Origin of the sequence: Granulicella tundricola MP5ACTX9, from assembly GCF_000178975.2 — a bacterium.
GTDB lineage: Bacteria > Acidobacteriota > Terriglobia > Terriglobales > Acidobacteriaceae > Edaphobacter > Edaphobacter tundricola.
The window spans coordinates 1,045,080-1,067,289 of the sequence record NC_015064.1 but is presented as its reverse complement, the minus strand read 5'-3'; the positions used below and the strand labels follow the sequence as shown (position 1 = coordinate 1,067,289).

19 protein-coding genes are annotated in these 22,210 nt (G+C 61.1%); 8 read left to right on the top strand and 11 right to left on the bottom strand.

The window, feature by feature from the left end; all coding sequences use genetic code 11:
• Positions 1–97: 97 nt before the first annotated feature.
• Genes mrdA through mreC form a run of 3 tightly spaced genes read right to left on the bottom strand, consistent with a single transcriptional unit; the run spans position 98 to position 3,821 of the window.
• Positions 98–2,002, bottom strand: coding sequence for a penicillin-binding protein 2 (gene mrdA, locus ACIX9_RS04450; RefSeq protein WP_013579283.1), 1,905 nt, complete (start codon positions 2,000–2,002; stop codon positions 98–100).
• A 47-nt stretch (positions 2,003–2,049) separates the two neighbouring features.
• Entirely contained in the window at positions 2,050–2,574 is a 525-nt protein-coding gene (gene mreD / locus ACIX9_RS04445; protein WP_013579282.1) for a rod shape-determining protein MreD, read from the bottom strand.
• Positions 2,574–3,821, bottom strand: a complete 1,248-nt coding sequence (gene mreC, locus ACIX9_RS04440) for a rod shape-determining protein MreC (protein ID WP_013579281.1) — start codon at positions 3,819–3,821, stop codon at positions 2,574–2,576. The genes mreD and mreC overlap by 1 nt, the downstream gene beginning before the upstream one ends.
• Positions 3,822–3,908: 87 nt before the next feature.
• Here mreC and ACIX9_RS04435 point away from each other — a divergent pair, with 87 nt between their 5' ends.
• Positions 3,909–5,282 (top strand): cytochrome P450, encoded by a 1,374-nt coding sequence (locus ACIX9_RS04435; RefSeq protein ID WP_013579280.1) that lies wholly within the window; start codon positions 3,909–3,911, stop codon positions 5,280–5,282.
• 60 nt (positions 5,283–5,342) lie between these two features.
• Here the strand turns inward: ACIX9_RS04435 and ACIX9_RS04430 are convergent, their stop codons facing one another.
• From ACIX9_RS04430 to ACIX9_RS04420, 3 genes are all read right to left on the bottom strand, one after another.
• A complete protein-coding gene (locus ACIX9_RS04430) occupies positions 5,343–5,912 on the bottom strand; it encodes a hypothetical protein (RefSeq protein WP_157477300.1) in 570 nt (189 codons plus the stop codon).
• Positions 5,913–6,019: 107 nt separating this feature from the next.
• Positions 6,020–7,150 (bottom strand): esterase, encoded by a 1,131-nt coding sequence (locus ACIX9_RS04425; RefSeq protein WP_041597416.1) that lies wholly within the window; start codon positions 7,148–7,150, stop codon positions 6,020–6,022.
• 101 nt (positions 7,151–7,251) lie between these two features.
• A complete protein-coding gene (locus ACIX9_RS04420; protein WP_013579277.1) occupies positions 7,252–8,316 on the bottom strand; it encodes a rod shape-determining protein in 1,065 nt (354 codons plus the stop codon).
• Positions 8,317–8,526: 210 nt separating this feature from the next.
• Between ACIX9_RS04420 and ald the strand changes: the two genes are divergently transcribed.
• From ald to ACIX9_RS04405, 3 genes are read left to right on the top strand one after another with little or no spacing between them, the layout of a single operon-like run.
• Positions 8,527–9,639 (top strand): alanine dehydrogenase, encoded by a 1,113-nt coding sequence (gene ald / locus ACIX9_RS04415; protein WP_013579276.1) that lies wholly within the window; start codon positions 8,527–8,529, stop codon positions 9,637–9,639.
• 48 nt (positions 9,640–9,687) lie between these two features.
• On the top strand, positions 9,688–12,069 hold the full coding sequence (locus ACIX9_RS04410; RefSeq protein ID WP_013579275.1) for a sensor histidine kinase: 2,382 nt from the start codon (positions 9,688–9,690) through the stop codon (positions 12,067–12,069).
• Between the two features lie 60 nt (positions 12,070–12,129).
• Positions 12,130–13,524 (top strand): sigma-54-dependent transcriptional regulator, encoded by a 1,395-nt coding sequence (locus tag ACIX9_RS04405; RefSeq protein WP_013579274.1) that lies wholly within the window; start codon positions 12,130–12,132, stop codon positions 13,522–13,524.
• A 122-nt stretch (positions 13,525–13,646) separates the two neighbouring features.
• Here the strand turns inward: ACIX9_RS04405 and ACIX9_RS04400 are convergent, their stop codons facing one another.
• From ACIX9_RS04400 to ACIX9_RS04385, 4 genes are all read right to left on the bottom strand, one after another.
• Complete coding sequence (locus tag ACIX9_RS04400; protein WP_013579273.1) at positions 13,647–14,876, bottom strand: hypothetical protein; 1,230 nt, start codon at positions 14,874–14,876, stop codon at positions 13,647–13,649.
• A 441-nt stretch (positions 14,877–15,317) separates the two neighbouring features.
• Positions 15,318–16,349 carry an IS110 family RNA-guided transposase gene (locus ACIX9_RS04395; protein ID WP_013573305.1) on the bottom strand — a complete coding sequence of 344 codons (1,032 nt, stop codon included), beginning with the start codon at positions 16,347–16,349 and terminating at the stop codon, positions 15,318–15,320.
• Between the two features lie 481 nt (positions 16,350–16,830).
• Positions 16,831–17,361 (bottom strand): GNAT family N-acetyltransferase, encoded by a 531-nt coding sequence (locus ACIX9_RS23520; protein WP_083808382.1) that lies wholly within the window; start codon positions 17,359–17,361, stop codon positions 16,831–16,833.
• An 18-nt stretch (positions 17,362–17,379) separates the two neighbouring features.
• Positions 17,380–17,898: a DUF2062 domain-containing protein gene (locus ACIX9_RS04385; RefSeq protein WP_013579271.1), complete on the bottom strand. Its 519-nt coding sequence runs from the start codon at positions 17,896–17,898 to the stop codon at positions 17,380–17,382.
• 104 nt (positions 17,899–18,002) lie between these two features.
• Here ACIX9_RS04385 and ACIX9_RS04380 point away from each other — a divergent pair, with 104 nt between their 5' ends.
• Positions 18,003–19,364: a M20 metallopeptidase family protein gene (locus ACIX9_RS04380; protein WP_013579270.1), complete on the top strand. Its 1,362-nt coding sequence runs from the start codon at positions 18,003–18,005 to the stop codon at positions 19,362–19,364.
• Positions 19,365–19,437: 73 nt separating this feature from the next.
• Positions 19,438–19,938 carry a type VI secretion system tube protein TssD gene (tssD, locus tag ACIX9_RS04375; protein ID WP_013579269.1) on the top strand — a complete coding sequence of 167 codons (501 nt, stop codon included), beginning with the start codon at positions 19,438–19,440 and terminating at the stop codon, positions 19,936–19,938.
• Between the two features lie 5 nt (positions 19,939–19,943).
• Here tssD and ACIX9_RS04370 read toward each other — a convergent pair whose 3' ends face one another.
• A complete protein-coding gene (locus ACIX9_RS04370; protein WP_013579268.1) occupies positions 19,944–20,417 on the bottom strand; it encodes an SRPBCC family protein in 474 nt (157 codons plus the stop codon).
• Positions 20,418–20,576: 159 nt separating this feature from the next.
• On the opposite strand from ACIX9_RS04370, the gene ACIX9_RS04365 reads away from it, so the two are divergent.
• Together ACIX9_RS04365 and ACIX9_RS04360 are read left to right on the top strand one after the other, a co-directional pair.
• Complete coding sequence (locus ACIX9_RS04365; RefSeq protein WP_013579267.1) at positions 20,577–21,095, top strand: SRPBCC family protein; 519 nt, start codon at positions 20,577–20,579, stop codon at positions 21,093–21,095.
• Positions 21,092–22,060 (top strand): TIGR01777 family oxidoreductase, encoded by a 969-nt coding sequence (locus ACIX9_RS04360; RefSeq protein ID WP_013579266.1) that lies wholly within the window; start codon positions 21,092–21,094, stop codon positions 22,058–22,060. The genes ACIX9_RS04365 and ACIX9_RS04360 overlap by 4 nt, the downstream gene beginning before the upstream one ends.
• Positions 22,061–22,210: the final 150 nt, after the last annotated feature.

Below are 22,210 nucleotides of genomic sequence, written 5' to 3'. Positions count from 1 at the left end.
AACAGAAGCGGGTTGAAGCATAGCTTCAACCCGCTTAACTCACAACTCAAAACTGACCACTCAGAACTGGACAGTGTATCCTTTCGCCCGAACCACCCTACTGCCCCGCAGGAACCACCGGAACCGCAGCCTTCTCCGGAGCAGCCTCAGGCGTCTTCACAGCCTCAACCGTCCTAAGATTATGGTCCTTAGCCCGCTGCTTCTCCACATAAGCATCGATCACCTGAGCCGCCAGCCGAGCCGAGTTGTTCCCCCAATAACCGTGCTCCCAGAGCACCGCAACCGCAAAGTCCGGATTCCTTCGAGGAGTCATCCCCACAAACCAGGCATTCGGCAGCGTGTCCTTGTTCTTACTGCCCTTCTGCCGCCCGCTCACCACGTCCGCCGTCCCCGTCTTCCCCGCAAAGTCGATCCCCTCCAAATGCGCCGGGTAAGCCGTCCCAATCGGACTAGAAGTCACATTCGCCATCGCATCGGTGATCAACTGCCAGTTCTCCGTAGACAGAGGGATCGTCTTCTCACCCGATCCCGGAAAGGTATCCCGAACCGCATTCTGCATCTCCGCCGGCACCTGCCCCGGCAGCAGCACATGCGGCCACCGCAACACGCCGCCGGAAGCAATACCGCTCAACGCCCGCAGCAACTGCAGGGGAGTGGCCGTAACCGCCCCCTGCCCGATCCCAACAGAAATCGTCTCCCCCGCGAACCATTTCTGGTGATAGTTCTTCATCTTCCACTGCTCGGAGGGCATGATCCCCGCAGCCTCCTCCGGCAGATCGATCCCGGTCTTCTGCCCGATCCCCATCTCACGCCCGTACTGCGCGATCTTGTCGATCCCCAGCTTGTACGCCAGCGTGTAGTAGAACGTGTCGCAGCTGTAAGGAATGGCGGTGTTGATGTTCACACCCCCATGATGCCGGTCACACCCATAAAAGTGCCCGTAAAACGAAGCCCCACCCTGGCAGTTCACCTTCAGGTCCTGCGCCACATTCTCCTGCAGCCCGGCGACGCTCATGATGATCTTGAACGTACTCCCCGGAGCCAGTTGCGCCTGAATCGCCTTATTCAAAAGAGGATGATTCGGATTATTCAGAATGGAGGACCAATAGCTCTGCGTCAGCCGCACGGAAAACTGGTTCGGATCGAAGGTCGGCCGTGAAGCCATCGCGATGATCTCGCCCGTATGCGGGTCCATCGCCACGATCGCGCCGTTCTTACCCTCCAGCGCCTGCTCGGCCGCCCGCTGAATATCCAGGTCGATCGACAGCCTCAGATCCTGCCCCGGCACCGCCAGCTTCTGCCCCAGCTTCCCAACCTCCTTGCCGTGCGAGTTCACAATAACCTCGCGATACCCGTCCTCACCCCGCAGCAGAGCATCGTAAGTCTGCTCCACCCCCGACCGGCCGACAACCTGACCAGGATCGTAGGCTGCGTAACGCGGATCGTTCGCCAGCATCTGTTCAGAAACCTCACCCACATACCCGACGAGGTGCGCCGCAAACCCATCCCGTGGGTACAGCCGCCGCTGCTCGTCGATCGTATCCAGCTCCGGCAGCTCGTTCTTATGCGCTTCGATGAACGCCTGCTCATCCGGCGTAATGTCCTGCTTCAGAGGAATCGGCTGATACTTCGGAGCCGTCTGGAAGTGCTTCAGTGTCGCCTGAATCTGGTCCACCGTCAGGTGAAGCCCCGCCGCAATCACCGGGATATCCCCAGCCTTCACCTGCTCCCGCAGCAGGTAGCAGGAGGTCGAAGGATAGTTATCGACGATCAGCCGGCCTTCCCGGTCGAAGATCCGTCCCCGCGGCGCCAGCACCGGCACCTTGCGAATCCGGTTCGCCTCCGCCGCCGCCTTGTAGTTCTCCGCGCCCAGAACCTGCAAATTCCAAAGCCCGGAGACGAGCACCACCAGGATCACGACGATCGCATACTGCGCCGCGTGCAGCTTCACCGGGCTAAGCTTCTCTTCGCGGTCGCGGAGGGAGGAGGAGTTGGTTTCCATAACTGATCAAAGTTTAGACGAAGCAATGCACCTGAAAGCGCACTGAATTACTCATGCTGTTTGAATCTGTCCAAAACAAGAAACAGCGGAATCGCCACGCCCGTATTGATCCCCGCCCGGATCAACTCATGCACCCACTGCGTCTTGTACCCATGCACTCCCAGCAGGTTCCGGTTGATCAAAAACAGCAGCACGGACTGCAGCAGAGAGAACGCAAAGTTCATCAGGATGCGCGTCGTCAGGTTCTCCACATCCACCTGCACCCCGATGCTCGAAGCCGCATACCCGATCACCGTCTTCGCCATCCCGTTCACGCCGATCGGCTGATGTGTCAGCAGATCCTGAAACAACCCGATCGCCGCCCCCGTCAGACTCCCCGCAATCGGACTCCTCCGCGAAACCGAAAAGAAGATCACCGCAATCAGCGGCAGATCCAGGATCAGCAGCCGCGGAAAGACCTTCGGCAGGTAAGCCTGCAGAAAGATCAGCACCAGCGGGGCCAGCACCGTCACAAACGGACTGAAGTGATACTCCTCGAGCTCCCGCCGCGAGGTATAGGAACGTGTCGCCATTACTGTGGAATCTCCTGCTCCGGCTTGGGAGCCTCAGGTTTGGCAGCATCGCTCTTCGGCGCAGCCTTGGGCTTCGCAGGCACATCGGCCTTCGGCGCGGTCTCATGAGGCACCGGAACAGCATCACTCTTCGGTGCTCCCGGCGTCAGATCTGCCGCAGCCGCAGGCGACCCATACGTAAACCGGTCCGCATGAACCACAGGCTTCGGCTTCGGCACCAGCCCCGGAGCATTATCGGATGGAGGCGGCGCATTCTCCGCAGGAGCGTTCGGGTCCACAGGCTTGGTCGGATCGGCCTCCGGCTTATCCGCCTTCAACCCCGGCAGCCGTTCCGCGCTGGTATCCGCCGCCCGGGCAGCAGCCTCAGCCGCAAGCTCCTCCTGCGTCTGTGCGCCCAGCGTCGGCGAGATCCCCGTAATCACCAGCACCTCTTCCAACTGGTTCAGATTCGCCGCCGGCTTCAGCGTGATCAGCGCATACGGCTGATGCTCCGGGTCCGGCACCATCGACTCAACCTTCCCCACCGGCAACCCGCGCGGGAACACCTGGTCGCCCCCCGAGGTCAGCACCACCTCACCCGGCTTGATCCGCGAATCGATCGTCAGGTTATTGATCTGTATTCGTCCCTGCGGACTCCCATGCAGAATCGCCCGAATCCGCGTCGCCTGCAGAATCACTCCCGCCCCACTCGTCGGATCGCTTACCAGCAGCAACTGCGACGTATGCGGAAACACATCCCGCAGCTTGCCCACGATCCCGTCCGGCGTGATCACCGCCATATCCGGCTTCAGCCCGTCCTGTGCGCCCTTGTCCAGCGTCAGCACCCGCGACTGATCCGTCCCCGAAGTCCCGATCACCTGCGCCGCCACCGTCTTCGACACATAATGCTGCTGAAACCCCAGCAGCGATTGCAGCCTCTGCCCTTCGAGCGCATCCTCAGCCAGAGCTGCCCTCTGCAGCCGCAGGTTCGCAATCTCCTGCCGCAGATCCTGGTTATTCTGCCGCACATGCCGCAGGTCGAGATAGTTCGACCACGCCCCACGCACCCCATGCCCCGTCCCGGTCGAGACCCGCTCAAACGGAGACATAATCGAAAGCGCCCAAAGCCTCAGCAGCCGAACCTGCGACCCATCCGGGCTCGCCTGGTCCGTAGGCCTGTGAATCTGCACCCCCAGCGCGACAGCCTGCACCAGCAGGATCACGATCAGGGCCAGCGGATTTTTGAAACGGGAGAAAAAGGATTCCATTGCGTCTACCCATTATCGCGTCTACTAACACCAGGGTGTAAACACACCCAACAAACCCCGCAAGGGGTAGCGAGGAAGCAAACCGCTTTGGCACCAGAAAATCCCGCTTCGCCAACCCGCAAACCCTGGCCCCCCGGCCCATCCGTCCCCCGCCGAATCCTCGACGGCTCCCTCTTCGCCATCGACTCCCCCGCCTTCTACAAGCAAAACGCCGCCCATTTCGGCGACGTCGTCTCCTTCCGCACCCCCAACGGCTTCCGCCAATTTCAATTCAATGATCCAAAACGAATAGAAGACATGCTCGTCCGCGACGCCCCCCATCACCTCCGCGGCGTCGTCCTCCGCCGCGCCCGCGGCATCCTCGGCGACGGCCTCCTCACCAGCGAAGAGCCCTTGCACCTCCGCCAGCGCCGCCTAGCCGCCCCCGCCTTCCATCGCACCCGCATCGCCGGCTACGGCCGCGAGATCGTCCGCCTCACCCAGGAAATGACCGCCGCCTGGCCCACCTCAGGAGGGATAGAAGCCCACGCCGAGATGGTCCGCCTCACCCTCCGCATCACCAGCCGCTGCCTCCTCGGCTCGGATGTCCACGCCAGCATCCAGACCTTCGTCGATTCCATGGCCACCTTCAACGACTACCTCCCCTTCGCCCTCCTGCCCGGCGCAGCCTTCCTCGAGCGCTTCCCCATCGGCCCCATGCCCGGCATGAAGCGCGCCCTCAAAGCCCTCGACGACCTCATCTTCGGCATCATCGCCCAGCGCCGAGCCTCAGGCATCCTCGGCGACGACCTCCTCGGCATGCTCATGGAAGCCACTGACGAATCCGGCCAGATGAACGATCGCCAGGTCCGAGACGAAGCCCTCACCATCCTCCTCGCCGGCCACGAAACCACTGCCAACGCCCTTACCTTCTGTCTCTGGCTAGCAGCCAAGCACACAACTCATCAGCAGCACTTAGCCGAAGTCATCAAGGACGTCTGCGGAGACCGCCCACCAGAAGCCGCCGACTTCCCCAACCTCAAGCCCCTCGAAATGTTCTTCGCCGAGTCCATGCGTCTCTACCCACCCGCCTGGGTCGTAGCCCGCACCGCCACCCAGGACTACACCATGCGCACCGGCGAGTTCATCCCCAAAGGCGCCCACCTCATCGCCTCCCAACTCGTCGTCCACCACGACGAACGCTGGTGGCCCAACCCCACCCACTTTGACCCCCTCCGCTTCACCGACGAAGCCAAAGCCACCCGCCCCAAATTCGCCTACTTCCCCTTCGGCGGCGGAGCCCGTTACTGCATCGGAGAAGGCTTCGCCTGGACTGAAGGCGTCCTCATGCTAGCCACCGTCCTCCAGCACCATCGTCTCACCCTCCCAGACCCCACCCAGCAAACAGTCCCCATCACCCCCAAGTTCACCATCCGCCCCACCAGGGAAGTCCCCATCCTGGTCGAGCCCCGCGCGCACTGAAGCAAAGAAAAAAGACCGCACCGGCGGTCTTTTTTCTTTGCTTCTTGATGAACTTGGCAACTACCCCTTGGGCGCCTCATAGATCGAATCGTTCAGCTCCAGGAAGGATCGCTGCGCCTCATACACCTGCTGCCCCAGCATCTCCGCGGCCACTGACTCGTTCCCGCCGAACCACCCGCTCCCGGGATTCCACTGCCAGCCCATCTTCTTCAGCATCTCCCGCAGCTTCAGATTCAACGAAAGCCAGCGCTCATAGCGACGCTCGGCCTCCACCAGCTCAGGCGCGTCCGTCAACTTGATCGTGAAATTAGGCTTCACCACCGGATACCGCAGATCCACATCCGCCGCCATCTGGTCCCCAAGCATGAGGAACGTCGTAAATCCCTGCATCCCCGGGCTAGCCGCCATCAGGTCGATCAGCGTTCCATCCTCGCGCATCCACACGCAATGATCGTTAGCGGAAATCAGCGTCCCCGGACTCCAGGCCACGCTCCAGCCCGCCACTGGATAGCCGCCATTCTTCTGGGCATGCTCAGTGACGCTCCAGTACGAAAGCCCTGCCGGATACTGGTTGACTCGCGGAATGCGAAGGGGAGGAAAGGTTCCAAGCGTCGCAGCAATCTCAGCCATCGACGCATGATTCAGAGGAGCAGGTTCAAAGGGAGCAAAGGCCATAGAAGTTGTAAGCCTAACACGCTCTGGAGCTCGCCTGAGAGTCGGCAAACAAGTGGAAAAGTCTACTTCCCTTGAAACAGCAGCGGAGCGAACGTCACCAGGTTGTCCCTCCATACCAGCCACGTATGCGCCCCAGAAGTCTCCACAGCCGTCACCGGCATCCCCGCCGCCTTCAACTCCGTAACCAGCCGCCGGTTCGGCTCAATCAAATCGTCAGACGTCCCACACGCAATCCAAAGCAGATGCAGGTTCGCCTTCTTTGCATCCAGCCCCGCCAGCGCCTCCGGCTTCAACATGTGGACAGCAGAGCTGAACCCGCCGACCCACCCAAACATCTCCGTATTCTTCAGCCCCACGCTCACCGACTCCAGCCCGCCCATCGAAAGCCCAGCAATCGCCCGGTTATCCCGCCCCGGCGCAACCTTATAATTCGCCTCCACCTGCGGAATCACCTCCGTCAGCAGCGACTGCTGAAATAGCGCTACATTATGGTCAATCTGCGCCAAGTCCTGCCAAACCCCGCCCCCCGACCGCACAAAGCTCATATCCCCATACCCCAGCGGCATCACCACGATCATCGGCTTAGCCTTCCCCGCCGCAATCAGGTTGTCCAGGATGTAATTCGCCTGCCCAATCGTGCTCCACCCTCCAGCCGTATCCGACCACCCATGCAGCAGATAAAGCACCGGATACTTCGTCTTCGCCTTCGCGTCATACCCCGGCGGCGTATACACATAGACAAAGTCCTGGTTCGCCTCGAGCCCCTGCACCACCTTGGTCGTGAACGTGTGCACATGCACCGTCCCATGCGGAACCGCGGTCGTCTCCCACGGCTGCGCCGGCGAGCCCGGCACCAGAAACCCATCCCCCACCGACGTATAGCTAGCCTTGATCGTCACACTATGCGGATCGAGCGCCATCCGCCCATCCACTTCAAAGTGATACCCGTAGATCTCCGGCGGCAGCACAGCCGTCGTATACGTCCACACCCCCGCCGCATCCTTGGTCATCGGAAACGGCGTCTTGCTCACGTCGATCGAAACCAAAGCCGTCGTAGCCTCAGGCGCAACATAGTGAAACGTCACCGTATGGTCCGGGTTCACCACCGGCTGCATCCCCAGCGGAGGAAGAGCCTGTTGAGCCTGAACAAAACCACAAAGAAGAGAGCCCGCAACCACCAAAGAAAAACGCATGACCCAGTCTAGCCGAGTCATGCGTCCAAAGTGAGGCCCGTCATTCTGCGCGAAGCGCAGAACCTCAGTATTTGTCTTTGCTTCTGCTTTCTGTACTTCCACTAGTCGATCGAGATCTTCCGCAGCAGCTTGAAGTTGGAAAGCATCTGCCCAGTCCCCAGCACCACGCTCGCCAGAGGATCGTCCGCCACCGAAACCGGCAGCCCCGTCTCCTCGCGAATGCGCTTATCCAGATTCTTGATCAGCGCTCCGCCACCTGTCAGCACGATGCCGCGATCAGAAATATCCGCGGAAAGCTCCGGCGGCGTGCGCTCCAGGGCTACGCGAATCCCATTGATGATCGTCGCAATGCACTCGCTCAGAGCCTCCCGGATCTCGGAGTCGTCGATCGAAATCGTCTTCGGCACGCCCTCAATCAGGTTGCGCCCGGTAATCGTCTTCGTCAGCGGCTTGTCCAGCGGAAACGCCGAACCCAGCTCCATCTTGATCTGTTCCGCCGTCCGCTCGCCGATCAGCAGGTTGTACTTCCGCTTGATGTACGTCGTGATCGCGTCGTCCATCTGGTTGCCGGCCATACGCACCGACCGCGAATACACAATGCCCGCCAGCGAGATCACCGCGATATCCGTCGTGCCGCCGCCAATATCGACGACCATATTTCCGCCCGGTTCCGTAATGGGAAGCCCAGCCCCAATCGCCGCCACCATCGCCTGCTCCACCAGATGAACCTCAGAAGCCTTCGCACGGTAAGCCGAGTCCATAACGGCCCGCTTCTCCACCTGCGTAATCTCGCTCGGCACGCCGATCACGATTCGCGGATGCACCATCATCTTCCGGTTATGCGCCTTCTGGATGAAGTAGTTCAGCATCTTCTCGGTCTGCTTGAAGTCCGCGATGACCCCGTCCTTCATCGGCTTGATCGCCACGATATTGCCCGGCGTCCGCCCCAGCATCTCCTTCGCTTCCTTGCCCACGGCCTCAACCTCACCCGTAATCTGGTTCACGGCGATGATCGAAGGCTCGTTGACGATGATGCCCTTACCATGGGCGAAGACAAGCGTATTGGCCGTCCCGAGATCGATCGCAAGATCGGACGAGAACAGGCTGAACAGAGAGCGCATGTTATGCACGCGCGAGTAACGCATCTGAAAATTATTGGAAGACATTCGGCTGGAATCGTTCCCTGGAGTCAATTAAAGATGTAAGAAGTTTCGAAAAGTGCTCTACAGCAAAGTTTCTACTGCTATTGTACGGCTTTCGCCGCTCCCCTACAGAATCGCCCCTCCAGCCCCATCAGCTATGCTGTTTATGTCAGTTGAACCACGCAGGGCAATAGCTCCGGCGTCAAGGTTCCAGTTCAGGAGATCTTCGTGTCGATGACCATTGGTGTACCCAAGGAAGTAAAGGATCATGAAAGCCGAGTAGGCGTAACCCCTGCAGGCGTCAAGGCGCTCGCAGAAGCGGGCCACAAAATCCTCGTTGAAACCAACGCCGGAGCCCTCTCCGCCTTCACCGACGACGAATACCAGTCCGCCGGAGCAGAGATCGTCGGCTCCGCCTATGACGTCTGGCGTCTCGCCGACATGGTCGTCAAGGTCAAGGAGCCCGTCGAGTCCGAATATCGCAACTTCCGCGAAGGCCTCGTCCTCTTCACCTACCTTCACCTCGCCCCGCTCACTGCCCTCACCGACGCCCTCCTCGAAAAGAAGGTCACCGGCATCGCCTATGAGACCGTCCGCGACCGCACCGGCGGACTACCCCTCCTCACCCCCATGAGCGAGGTCGCCGGACGCATGAGCGTCCAGGTCGGCGCAACCTACCTTGAAAAGGAGCACGGCGGACGCGGAGTCCTCCTCGGCGGCGTCCCCGGCACGCCCCCCGGCAACGTCTGCATCATCGGCGGCGGCATCGTCGGCACAAACGCAGCCAAGATCGCACTTGGCATGGGCGCGCACGTCACCATCGTGGACATGAACCTCAACCGCCTGCGTGAGCTCGACGACATCTTCGCCGGCCGTCTCCACACCCTCGCCTCCAACTCCTACAACATCGAGCGTGCCGTCTGTGCCGCGGATCTCGTCATCGGCGGAGTCCTCATCCCCGGCGCGGCAGCCCCCAAGATCGTCACCCGCGCCATGGTCTCCAAGATGAAGAAGGGTGCCGTCATCGTAGACGTCGCCATCGACCAGGGCGGCTGCATTGAAACCGCACGCCCCACCACCCACACCGACCCCAGTTTCGTCGTAGACGGCGTCGTCCACTACTGCGTCACCAACATGCCCGCAGCCGTGCCCTACACCTCCACCCTCGCCCTCACCAACGCCACCTTCCCGTATGTCATGAAGCTCGCCAAGATGGGAGCGCAGGCCGCCATCAAGGAAGACGCAGGCATCGCAGAGGGCGTCAACACCTACAACGGTTCCCTCACCTACGGCGCCGTAGCCACGGCCCAGAACCGCGGCTGGAAGCAGATCGCCGGCCTGGTCTAATCTTTTAGGCTCTAGTCCCTAGGCTCCAGGCCCTGTCGTTAGGTTCTTATGACCACAACCGCCCATCAACGAAAGGTCGCAAGCATCATCTTCGGTGCTTGCGGCCTTTTGCTCTTTGCGGCCTTCGTCACCCTCAACGCCTGGGACCCCAAGTTCCTCAAGCCCGCCACAACCGAGCAGATCTTCGTCTATACCGCCCTCTCCGCGCTCGCCTTCCTTCTCTTCCTTACGGTCCTACTCCTGCTCGTCCGCAACGTCCTCAAGCTCTACGCAGACCAGAAAAGTCGCGTCATGGGCAGCCGTCTCCGCACCCGCATGCTCTGGGGCGCGGTCCTCGTCTCACTCGTCCCCATCTCCTTCATGTTCTCCTTCAGCTACCTGCTGATGAACCGCGCCGTAGAGCGCTGGTTCTCGCAACCCGTCACCACCATGCGCGACAACTCCAACCGCATGGCCCTCCAACTCGCCCAGTACACCGCCTCCAACGCCCGCGTCGAAGCCGAATCCATCGCCTCCGCCCTCCCTGAACTCCTCCCGATCAACCCCGCCAACCGTACCTCCATCACCAAGCTCCTCAGCCTGCACCAGATCACCCTCCAGGGCGGCTTCGCCATCGTCTTCCAGGACGGCCGCCCCATCTCCGTCTTCCACCTCCCCGCCAAAGGCTCCGCCCAGCCCGGCGCAAAGGACTGGCTCCCAGACCCCGCCAACGCCGATCAACTCGACGACGAGCCCCCCACATCAGAGCCTGTCCCCGGCGCAGCCCGTCCGGTCCCCAAACCCACCCGCGTCACCGATATCCTTGCCCTCGCCCAACGCAGTGACGAGCCCATGTACACCAGCGGCGAGTCCGACTTTTCCCTCGGCACCGCCGCCGTCATCAAAAAAGGCAGCTCCGCCGTAACAGTAGTCGTAGGCCTCCCCCTCCCCGCCGGCATGTCCGCCAACATGACCTCCCTCCGCACCGCAGCCGATGCCTACTGGCGTCTCGCCCGCAGCCGCCGAGAGGTCCGCAACCTCTACATGCTTCTCCTGCTGATGATCACCAGCCTCGCCCTCTTCGCCTCAAGCTGGCTGGCCCTTCATCTCTCCAAGCAGGTCACCAAGCCCGTAGAAGCCCTCGCCGACGCCATGGCCTTCATCGCCGCAGGAAACTACAGCCACCGCGTCCGGGAGATCGCCACGGAAGAACTAGGCGACCTCGTCCGCAGCTTCAACCACATGGCCCAGGACCTCGAAGGCAGCCGCGCCCAGGTTGAAGCCTCCACCGCCCTCCTCAGCGCCGCCAACAGCGCTCTTGAAGCCCGTCGCAGCGAGCTCGAGACCATGCTCCAGACCATCCCCAACGGCGTGGCCACCATTGATGCAGAACGCCGCATCGTCCTCGCCAACCGCGCCCTCACCGAGATGATGGACCCCGGCGGCCAGCAGCCCTTCCGCGGCCTCGCCATCGAAGAGATCTTCCCCGCCGACCTCATGGAATCGCTCGACCGCCTCATGCGCCGCAGCCACCGCATGGGCTCCGCCGCCGGCGAGATGGAGATGCCCTCCCCCAGCGGTCCGCTCAACCTACTCGCCACCGTAGCCCTCCTCGAAACCAGCGCAGACCGCACCGGCGCACGCGAGCATCTCGGTTACGTCATCGTCCTCGAAAACGCCACCGAACTCCTCCGCGCCCAGAAGCAAAGCGCCTGGAAAGAAGTCGCCCGCCGCGTAGCCCACGAGATCAAGAACCCCCTCACCCCCATCTCCCTCAGCGCAGAGCAGATCGGCCGCCACATCGACCGCCTCGAAACCACCATCGAAGAAACCAACACAACCTCCCCTTCGATCGCCGTCATCCGTCGTTGCAGCGAGGTCATCTCAGCCTCGGTCGAATCCATGCGCGGCCTGGTAGACCAGTTCGCAGCCTTAGCCCAGTTCCCCACCGCAACCCCCCGCCCCGCAGACCTCAACACCATCGTAGAAAACTCCCTCGCCCTCTTCGCCGGCCGCATGCAGGACATCCGCCTCACCCTCAAACTCGCACAAGATCTTCCCCTCGTCCTCGCCGACCCCGAAGCCATGAAGCGCGCCCTCGGCAACCTCATCGACAACGCCGTAGAAGCCATGCAGGGCTCGCTCCTCCGCGAGATGCGCCTCACCACCAGCCTCCTCGACTCCGGCATGATCGAGCTCACCGTCACCGACACCGGCACCGGCCTCACGGACGAGATGCGCGAGCGCCTCTTCCTCCCCTACTTCTCCACCAAGCAACGCGGCACCGGCTTAGGCTTGGCCATCGCCGCAAAAATCATCCAGGAACATCAAGGCACCATCCGAGCAGAAAAACACGAACCCGCCGGAGCCATCTTCATAGTCGAGCTAAGACCAGCCAGCATGTCCGACTCCGAAGCCGCCGACCAACCCACCCTAACCGCCACCACTTAGCCGTTACTGCCCTCCCACTAAACCATCACTGCCCCAACACTGCACCACCACTGTCCTCCTATGAACCATGTATTGATCGTCGACGACGAAGCCGAAATCCGCATCTCCCTCCAAAGCATCCTCGAAGAGGAGGGCTACCTCGTCACGTCCGCAGGCACCGCCGGCGAAGCCATGACCCTCCTCCGCGACGCCGTCTTCGACGTAGTCCTCCTCGACATCTGGCTCCCAGACCGCGACGGTCTCGAAGCCCTCGGCGAGATCCGCACCATGGACTCCGCCTCCGTCCCTGAAGTCGTCATCATCAGCGGCCACGGCACCATCGAAGCCGCAGTCCGCGCCACCAAACTAGGCGCATACGACTTCCTCGAAAAGCCCCTCTCCCTCGCTCGAACCCTCATGGTCCTCAAGAACGCCATGCAGACCCGCCAGATGCGCGTGGACAACGCCGAGTTCGCACGCCAGCTCTCCGCCAAGAGCACCGTCACCGGCGCATCCGTCCCCATGAAGGCCCTGCGCCAGCAGATCAAGCTCATGGCCCCCACCAACGGACGAGTCTTGATCTACGGAGAGTCCGGCACAGGAAAAGAACTCATCGGCCGAGCCATGCACGCCGAATCCCTCCGCAAGGAGCGCCCCTTCGTCGAGCTCAACTGCGCCGCCATCCCAGAGGACTACATTGAAACCGAGCTCTTCGGCTATCGCAACGGAGCCTCACCCCACAAAAACTCCAACGCCCCCAACGAGAAGCGCGGCACCTTCGAGCGCGCCGACGGAGGCACCCTCTTCCTCGACGAAGTAGGCGACATGAGCCTCAAAACCCAGGCCAAGGTCCTCCGTGCCCTCGACGAGCAACGCTTCCTCCCCGTAGGCGCCTCACACCCCGTCCACGTCGACGTCCGCGTCATCGCCGCCACCAACAAGGACCTTGAAGAGGAGATATCCCGCGGCAACTTCCGTGAAGACCTCTTCTACCGCCTCAACGTCATCCCCTTCTTCGTCCCGCCCCTCCGCGACCGCAAGGAAGACCTGCCCCTCCTCGTCAAGGAGTTCCTGGCCGAGTTCGGCGCACAATACGGCCGCCCCCGCGTCGAAATGACCGACGACGCCCTCCAGGCCCTCAAGCAATACCACTGGCCCGGCAACGTCCGCGAGCTCCGCAACCTCATCGAGCGCGTCCTCATCCTCAACCCCAAGGTCCAGCGCATCGAACGCAAGCACCTCCCCATGCTCGTCTACCGGGAGTCCCGCGAAGCGAAAGCACCCACGTCCGGCCAACCCAGAGGCGAAGAATTCGCCACCCTCCTCGAAGCCCGCGAAGCCTACGAGCGCGACTACATCCTCAAGAAAATAGACGAGTGCCACGGCAACATGAGCCGAGCCGCCGAAGCCCTGGGCCTTGAACGCAGCCACCTCTACCGCAAACTAAAAGCCATAGGCGTAAGCGTCAAAGAATAACCTTCACATACGATCACCAAGTAACAAACTCGGTGAGCCATCCATATCTTCTCTTTCCGAAAATGCGACTTTCTATGAGCTTGAAGCCATAGCCTGAGACACGGGACTCCTGATGCGTGTTGCTATTGGAACAGGCGGCCAAATAGTTCAGGCCGACGCAAAACGTCGTTCTGTGTCAGGCCTTGGTTTACCTGTGCAACGACAGACGGCGCGCTCTCGATGAGTCCACAAAAGTCTGCATAGACCGGTGATGGCGGTTCAACAACTTTTGGGAAGATGACGTATCTCTTACCGATCTCGAATTGCTCCCGCTCCTGCGATGGGTAGTTGCTACTATCACCGGGCCACGATACTGCATTGAAAACCTCGCCGATGGTGAAGGGCGACGTCCCTTTCAGCGTTTGAACCAGGCGAACCTTCGTCGTCTGAATGTATTCATGGCCGAGCAGCTCTTCTCCCGGGTTCGGCTTCGTGATCGTGGACGAGATTGCGTCGACCAGCATGATGCTGCTCGCATCGCGACTGCGCACGAAGATCGGGATGGCACATGATCTGGGGATGGTTGGCTCCGATGGAACCTTGTAGGCGGGTTCCGTGGTGGGATAGAGGTGCCAATCGCGTGCAATGGGCAGGACATCTGGAAGATTGAGGCAATGGCGAAAGTTGGTGAAGCAGGAGAGATCGTAGGAAGTAACCTGCTTCAGTTCGGCGGGTGAAATGTAAGGGGTGAAGGTAACCTCTACGGCGAGGCAAACCTCGCATCCGCTGGGCCTTCCTTCTTTGTAGTTTGGATGGTCGGCAAGCTGATCATCCGTGCCGAGAACCCACGGGTCATGCGGTTTCTTCTGGTGGAGTGAATCGCTAGCCTTAGCGAGGAGCATCAAGCTGTAGCCGTATTCGTCGTCTTTCTCAGTATGAGGTGGAACGTCGAGGAGCAAGCCGACAGTGCTACGCCAGATTACGCCGTCCTGCACCACGAAACTTACCGTGAGCCAGCCCGGCTTTCCTCCAACGAATTCGTAAGCTCGAACGACTTGGCGGAGCAGCCACCATCTGGTGTCGGACTTGATGTAATTAGCGATCCTTGAAGTGGGGTCTGCGAGCCTAATGGTATAGGTGCAGTCGAAGGCCGTGCATTGGCCGTCGTAGTGGCCCCATGCTCCCCAGCGGGTCATCAGGGTTTGGGCGTCGGCCCATGTACTTTGATGGAGGCGGATAGATTGAAAGTCCGCGAGCAGACGTTCCGCACGATAGCGCAGGAGGTGTTGCTCGATCTGGACGATGGCGACAGCGACGAGCAGGATGGCAAGACCCGAGAGAACGCCTGCGCGGAGGATGCGAGTAATGTGCATGCAAACTTATACTCAGCAAGGCGAATCGGGCTGCCCAGCAATTCGAAAGCAGCCATCGATACCGCGCTTCAGACTTAGACACCGAGTGTCCCTGTCAAGTTCCATCTTTAGACCAATTCGCAAAAATGTATGGTCCGCCGCACGACTGCAAGGGAAAAGCGAAGGGCGACATCGACAGGTCTGCGCAAATGTATTCGGCCTTTGGGTGGAGGGTCTAGTCTCCTGGCCATGATGAGTTGCGCTGCGTGCTCTACCTGATAAACGGCACGGTCATGGAAGACCATTTTCGGGAGCAGGTTTTGAGCACGCCGTTGGGAACTGTTCGGTCGTCTTAGCTGTCCAGTGCAGACCTTGGTGGGAACTCTAAATCGTCGTCGTGGTGCGGTAAAGTGGGAGCGCGATTCTGCGCTTCCAAGCCGAAGGCGTCTTTTCCGCGCCTGCTCAGGCCGGCATCGGAGCCGTTGCTGGGCGGTAGTCATTGCCGCTTGAGAGCACCGCCCAGGCCATACGAGCAAGCTTGTTGGCTGCGGCTGTAATGACGACCTTCACCGGTGCTCGTTGTTCCAGACCATCAAGCCAAGGCCCAAACGGGGAACGCTCTCGCTTGACGATGAGAACTGCTGATCGGGCGCCATGGACGAGCAGCTTTCTCAGGTAGCGGTTACCTCGCTTGCTGATGCCGAAGAGTCTCGCCTTGCCGCCGGTCGAGTGCTGTCGGGGTACAAGTCCAAGCCATGCGGAGAACTCTCGGCCCTTATGGAAGGCTGCTCCGTTGCCGATCGCAGCGACGATTGCGGTTGCGACCAAGGGGCCGATGCCGGGGATTTGTCTCAGCCGTTGGCATGCGGGGTCGGAAGAAGCGATCTGCTCGACCTCTTCGTTCATCGCAACGATCTGCTGCTGAAGATCCTTCCACTCGCTCCAGAGCAGGCTGACAAGGTTGCGCATGCGTGGCGTCAGGTTCGACTCCGCGTTCTCGAGTATCTCTGGCATCGCTTGTCTCAACTTGATGGGAGTCTTGGCGAAAACCATGCCGCGCTCCAGCAGAAAGGCTCGCAGCTGGTTGATCACGGACGTCCGGCGAGCGACAAGCCTGTCACGCACACGATGCATGGCTTGCAGGTCGAGCTGATCGTCGGTCTTGATCGGAACGAAGCGCATGTTCTGTCGGTCGACGGCTTCAGCGATCGCCTCAGCATCCAGGAAGTCGTTCTTATTCGACTTCACGAACGGCTTTACAAACTGCGCTGGAATCAGCTTCACGTCGTGGCCTTGCGCTCGCAAAGCCCGGCCCAGGAAGTGCGCTCCTGAACATGCCTCCATCCCGATCAAGGAGGTCTGCATGTTCGCGGTGAAGGTGATCAGTTGCTTCTGAGTGAACTTCTTGCGCAACAGCACCTTGCCAGCTGCGCTCAGGGCTACGAGGTGAAAGGTCGTCTTACCCAGATCTATGCCAACCGAATGAATCTGCATGTCGATGATCCTCCTTGTACCTGCCAACACAATCGCCTACCTTCCGGGTGGAGATCAAGCGGCGGACCATCTCATTAACGGTGTTTTGAGAAACAGTGATTGATCTGCAATGTCCTGAAAAAGAATAGGGTTGCGAAAGCATAGAAAGCCGCCGACAGAAGCATTAGACTCTGATCAGAGGACAGCGCCATGAACTGGTCAGAGTGCAATCTCATAGAAATCGTTCCAGGCAAAGTCAGCGGAGAGCCAGCCTTCAAGGCAACCCGTCTGCCTGCCGGCCAGCACAATCATCGAAAATATCGACGCCTATAGAGACGAAGGCCTCTCCCAGGATGAGGCAATTCAAGCCACTCTGGAGAGCTTCCCGACCGTCCCCAATGGCGCCGAAGGAATACGCGCCGTCCTCTCCTGTCGCGCCTCATATTAGAAATTCATCCCGCTCTCCATGGCTCAGAAGCTGCCAGGGGGCATCTACATTCAGCTACCGCCCCACCCGATACAAAACCGTCCCATCCTCAAACCCCGCTCCCACAAGTCTCATCCCACACTTCTCCATCACCCGCACCGACCCCGCCAGCGCGGGAAACGTCTGCGCGCAAACACTCGCCACCGTCTCATCCTCCCAGATCCAAGCCATCAGCCCTTCCAACGCCTCCGTCGCATACCCAAGCCCCTGATACTCATCCACCACCGAGTACCCAACCTCGCACTCACTCATCGATTCAGCCTTCCGAAACCCGCCCACCGTCCCAATCAGCGTCCGCCCACCATCCCCATCCCGCAACGCGATATACCGGTTCCACCCCACGCACCCTGCATCCGCCGCAAACTGCGCCAGCAGCCAATCGAACACATGCGGCTCCCAATTCTCCGGAGGCCACCCCTCAGCGACATCCGCCCCCGTCACCTCGCCCAACCGTCCATCGGCCGCCTTCTCCGCACCCGCACTCTCCGGCGTAATCGAGATCAAGCAAAGCCGATCCGTAACAATATCGTCGCTCCGCATGGCCATCCTGAAAGTATCTCCCCCTTACTCCGCCCCATCCACCACAGCCTCAACCCGCCCCAGCGCCCGATGCCGCCTCATCAGCAACACCAGCCCCCACCGAATATAAACTGCAAGCACCGGCATCAAAACCGCCGCCACCACCACCCACACCACCAGCGCGTGCCACTCCCAAAGCCAGATATCCCGCACCATCCGCAACGGATGATGACTCAGATGCTCGAGCTGCCTCCGGCTCAAAGGCAGTCGCCGCGTGTGAAACAGAAACACTTCCAGCTCAATAAACGGAAGAAACAGCAGCAGATGAATCGGTGCCATCACATGCAGCCCAATCTGTGAAGCCACCTGGTTCAGCCCAAACACCCACGCCAGCATCACCACCAGAACCGTCGTCAAACCCACGGAAGGATTGATCCCGATCACAATCCCCACTGCCAGGCTCCAAGCCAGGCGCCGGGGTGTCACTCCGCCACGCAGTTGCAGCAGCAGCGGACGCAGCACATTGCGCCGGAAGAACTCGCGGATCGATTCAGCAATAAGCACTTACAGGTGGGACGCCCTCCCACGACTACGGGTTATCCCCCATCCATCTCGCACCCGTTATAAACTCACACCATCCGCCAGCCTCACCGAAGGGACCCACACCCATGCTGAAATCCAGCCTGCTAGCCTGCCTCTGCGCCACCCTTCCCTTTGTCCAACAGACTGACGTCCAGCAGACCGACGCCCAGCAGACTGCCGCCCAAACCGCCCCCGCCCCATCTCTCCTCAACACCTACAAACAGATCCACGCCCACCCAGAACTCTCCCACTACGAGTCCAACACCTCCGCCCTCCTCGCCACCGACCTCCGCCGCTCCGGCTACACCGTCACAGACCACATCGGCATCTACCCCGACGGCACCCATGCCTTCGGCGTCATCGGCATCCTCAAAAACGGCCCCGGCCCCACCCTCCTCATCCGCGGCGACATGGACGCCCTCCCAATCGTCGAGGAGACCGGCCTCCCCTACGCCAGCCACGTCACCACCAAGAACAAAGCCGGCCAGGAAGTCGGCGTCATGGAAGCCTGCGGCCATGACATCCACACCACCGTCCTCATGGGCACCGCCCGAGCCCTCGCCGCAGACAAATCCCACTGGCACGGCACCCTCATGATCCTCGGCCAGCCCTCGGAAGAAACCATCGACGGAGCCAAAGCCATGCTCGCCGACCATCTCTACGACCGCTTCGGCGTTCCGGACATGATCATCGGTCTGCATGACACCAACGTCCACGCCGCCGGCACCGTCGGCATCTCCATCGGCAACGCCATGGCCTCGTCTACATCCATCGACGTCACAATCCGCGGCATAGGCGGCCACGGGGCCTACCCCAACCTCGGCCGCGACCCCATCCTCCTCTCCGCCCTCTTCATCACCCAGCTCCAGACCATTGTCAGTCGCGAAGAAGACCCGCGCTCCCCCTCCGTCGTCACCGTAGGCTCCATCCACGGCGGCACCAAGCGCAACATCATCCCGGACGAGGTCAAGCTGGAGCTCACCACCCGCGCCTTCACAGAAAAATCCCGCCAGGTCATCCTTGACGCCATCCACAACATGGCCGCCGGCCTCGCCACCTCTTACAACCTGCCCCCCGCCAAGTCCCCCACCGTCACCGTCATCGACACAGAATCCGCCCCCGCCACCTATAACGATCCCGCCCTCTCCGCCCGCGTCAAAGCCGCCCTCGTCACCGCCATCGGAGCACCCAACGTCACAGAAGACCTGCCCGTCATGGGGTCCGAGGATGTAGGCGTCTTCGCCCTCCCGCAGTTCAACGGCGGCCACAAGATCCCTCTCGTCTACTACTGGCTGGGCGCTATGAACAAGGAAAAGTTCGCCGCCGCCCAGGCCGCCGGCACAGAACTCCCCGGCTACCACACCAGCCACTTTGAGCCAGACCCCATCCCCACCCTCGAAACCGGTGTCAAAACCATGACCGCCGCCGCCTTGGCCCTCTTGCAATAGGCACTCTAACTCCAACTAGATAAATACCCAATCACCCCATCGCCCTATACACTCCTCCCCAAAGGAGCAACACATGGCGTTGAACGCATACCTGACACTCAAGGGCCAGAAGCAAGGACAGATCATCGGATCCGTCACTCAGAAAGGCCGTGAGAACAGTATCCTCGTCCACGCCTACTCCAACCAGATCGTCAGCCCGCGCGACCCCGCCTCAGGCCTCCCCACCGGGGAGCGCATGCACCAGCCCCTCTCCATCGTGAAGGAGATCGACAAAAGCTCGCCCCTCCTCTGGAACGCCTTCAACACCAACGAGAACCTAACCCAGTGGACGCTTCAGTTCTGGTCCCCCGCCCTGGCGACCACGCCGCTCCTCCCGGAAAGACAGATCTACACCATCACCCTCACCAACGCGAGCATCGCCTCCATCCACGAGTCCATGCTGGACAACGAAGACCCCACCAGGGCCAACTATACCCTCCGTGAAGAGATCACCTTCACCTACCAGAAGATCCAGTGGCTCTGGACAGACGGCGGCATCACCGCCTCAGACGACTGGGAAGCCCCCGTGGCCTGAGCCCCTTAACCCAGGGCTGTGCGATCCCCCAGCACAGCCCGCCACCCATCCCCCTCCGCCACCTCCTTCAAAATCTCATTCCGCCTCAGCAGAAACCTCTCCATATACCCCCGCAGAAACACCCGCTCCACAATCCACCCCACCACCGGCACTGGTGCCGAAAAGCAGAACCGATCCCGCATCTCCGTCGCTCCATCTGCCAGCGTCCGGAAGAAGTGATCATGCTGCATAAACCGGAACGCCCCCTCCTCCATCGTGTCCTGAAAGTATGCCGGCCGCTCGAATCCCGTAATCCTGCTCGTCAGTTCCTGCCGAACCCCAAGATGCTTCGCCCGCCACCGCACCCACTCCCCCGCCCCGATCAACCCCGTCACCACCCCACCCACAGCCTCCTCGCCCGTCCGCTCCGTCCCCAGCAGATGCACCTCAACACACCGCGCCAGGTCGAAGCACCGCTCCACCGGCGCCTCAATCCGCATCACCATCTCCAGACAAACCATCGCTAAACCCCGTCAACACAATACGATCATACATAAATTTGAACTTGTTCAAATAATTCTTGACTCGCCCTGAACGCAGGAGCAATATTTGAACACGATCAAAAATAGATCGCACGCCGGAACCTAGGGTCTCCCATCATGATTCATCTCCACGAAATCACGATCATCCAAGCCCCCATCCATCGCTGCTTCGACCTAGCCCGCAGCGTCGAAGTCCATCTCCTCGCCAACATTCACTCCGGCGAGCAGACCGTCGCCACCAGCGGCGTCACCTCCGGCCTCGTAGCCCTCAACCAGCACGTCACCTGGCGAGCCCGCCACTTCGGCCTCTGGCAGAACCTCACCAGCCAGACCACAGCCCTCACCGCCCCGACGTACGTCCAGGTCACCATGACCCGCGGCATCTTCCATTCCATGCAGGCCGACCACCACTTCCGCACCCTCCCCTCAGGCGCAACCGAGATGCGTGACGACTTCCGCATCGCCGCACCGCTCCCCATCCTCGGCCTCCTCGCCGAGCGACTCTTCCTCAGCCGCTACATGCTCGCCCTTCTCCGAGAGCGCAACCAGGTCATCAAGCAAGTCGCAGAATCAGACTCAGAAGACTGGCGCAACTACCTGCCCCAGCCTCACCAGCAGTACGAGGCCGCACAATGAAGATCGTCATCGCCGGAGGCGCAGGTCAGATCGGCACCGTCCTCGCCCGCCACTTCCATCAGGCCGGCCACACCGTCATCGTCCTAAGCCGCACCCCACGCTCCACCCCCTGGTGCACGCTCGAGTGGGACGGTAAGACCTTAGGCCCCTGGGCAGCCGCACTCAACGAAGCAGACGTCTGCATCAACCTCGCAGGCCGCAGCGTCAACTGCCGTTACAACGCCACGAATCGCCGCGCCATTCTCGACTCTCGCGTAGACTCCACCCTCGCCCTCCATCAAGCCATCGCCTTGGTCCCCAACCCACCCACCGTCTGGCTCAACGCCGCCACCGCCACCATCTACCGACACGCCCTCGACCGCCCCATGGACGAGCTCACCGGCGAACTCGGCGGTAACGAACCCGGCGCACCCGACACCTGGAACTTCTCCATCGCAGTCGCCAAAGCCTGGGAGCAGGCCTTCTTCGCCACCCCCACCCCGCACACCCGCAAGGTCGCCCTCCGTAGCGCCATGACCTTCAGCCCTGACCCCGGCGGCGTCTTCGACGTCTTCCTCGCCCTCGTCCGTCATGGCCTCGGCGGAACCAACCTCCCCGGCACCCAGTTCGTCTCCTGGATTCACGAAACCGATTTTATCCGCGCCATCGAGTTCCTCATAGCCCACGCAGACCTCTCCGGCCCCATCAACCTCGCCTCCCCAAACCCCCTTCCCAACCGAGACTTCCTCCGCATCCTCCGCCGCACCTGGGGCACCCGCCTCGGCCTCCCCACCACCCGCTGGATGTTGGAACTAGGCACCTTCCTCCTCCGCACCGAATCAGAGCTGGTCCTCAAAAGCCGCCAGGTGATCCCCACCCGCCTCCTTGAAGCCGGCTTCCAATTCACCTACCCCACCTGGCCCCAAGCCGCCCAGGAACTAGTCGCCCGCTGGCGCACCCAACACCATGCATCGCGAAGCAAATGACCACCGCGGCTGTAGCCCGACCACTCATACCGGAAGCATCTTCACGTTCTCGCGAGAGAGCATAGCCACACCTCTCGCTTCGCAAAATTGCCAAACGGGGCATGAGAACTCACACGGACGTGTCAGTTGCACAGAACAGCCATCGTCGGC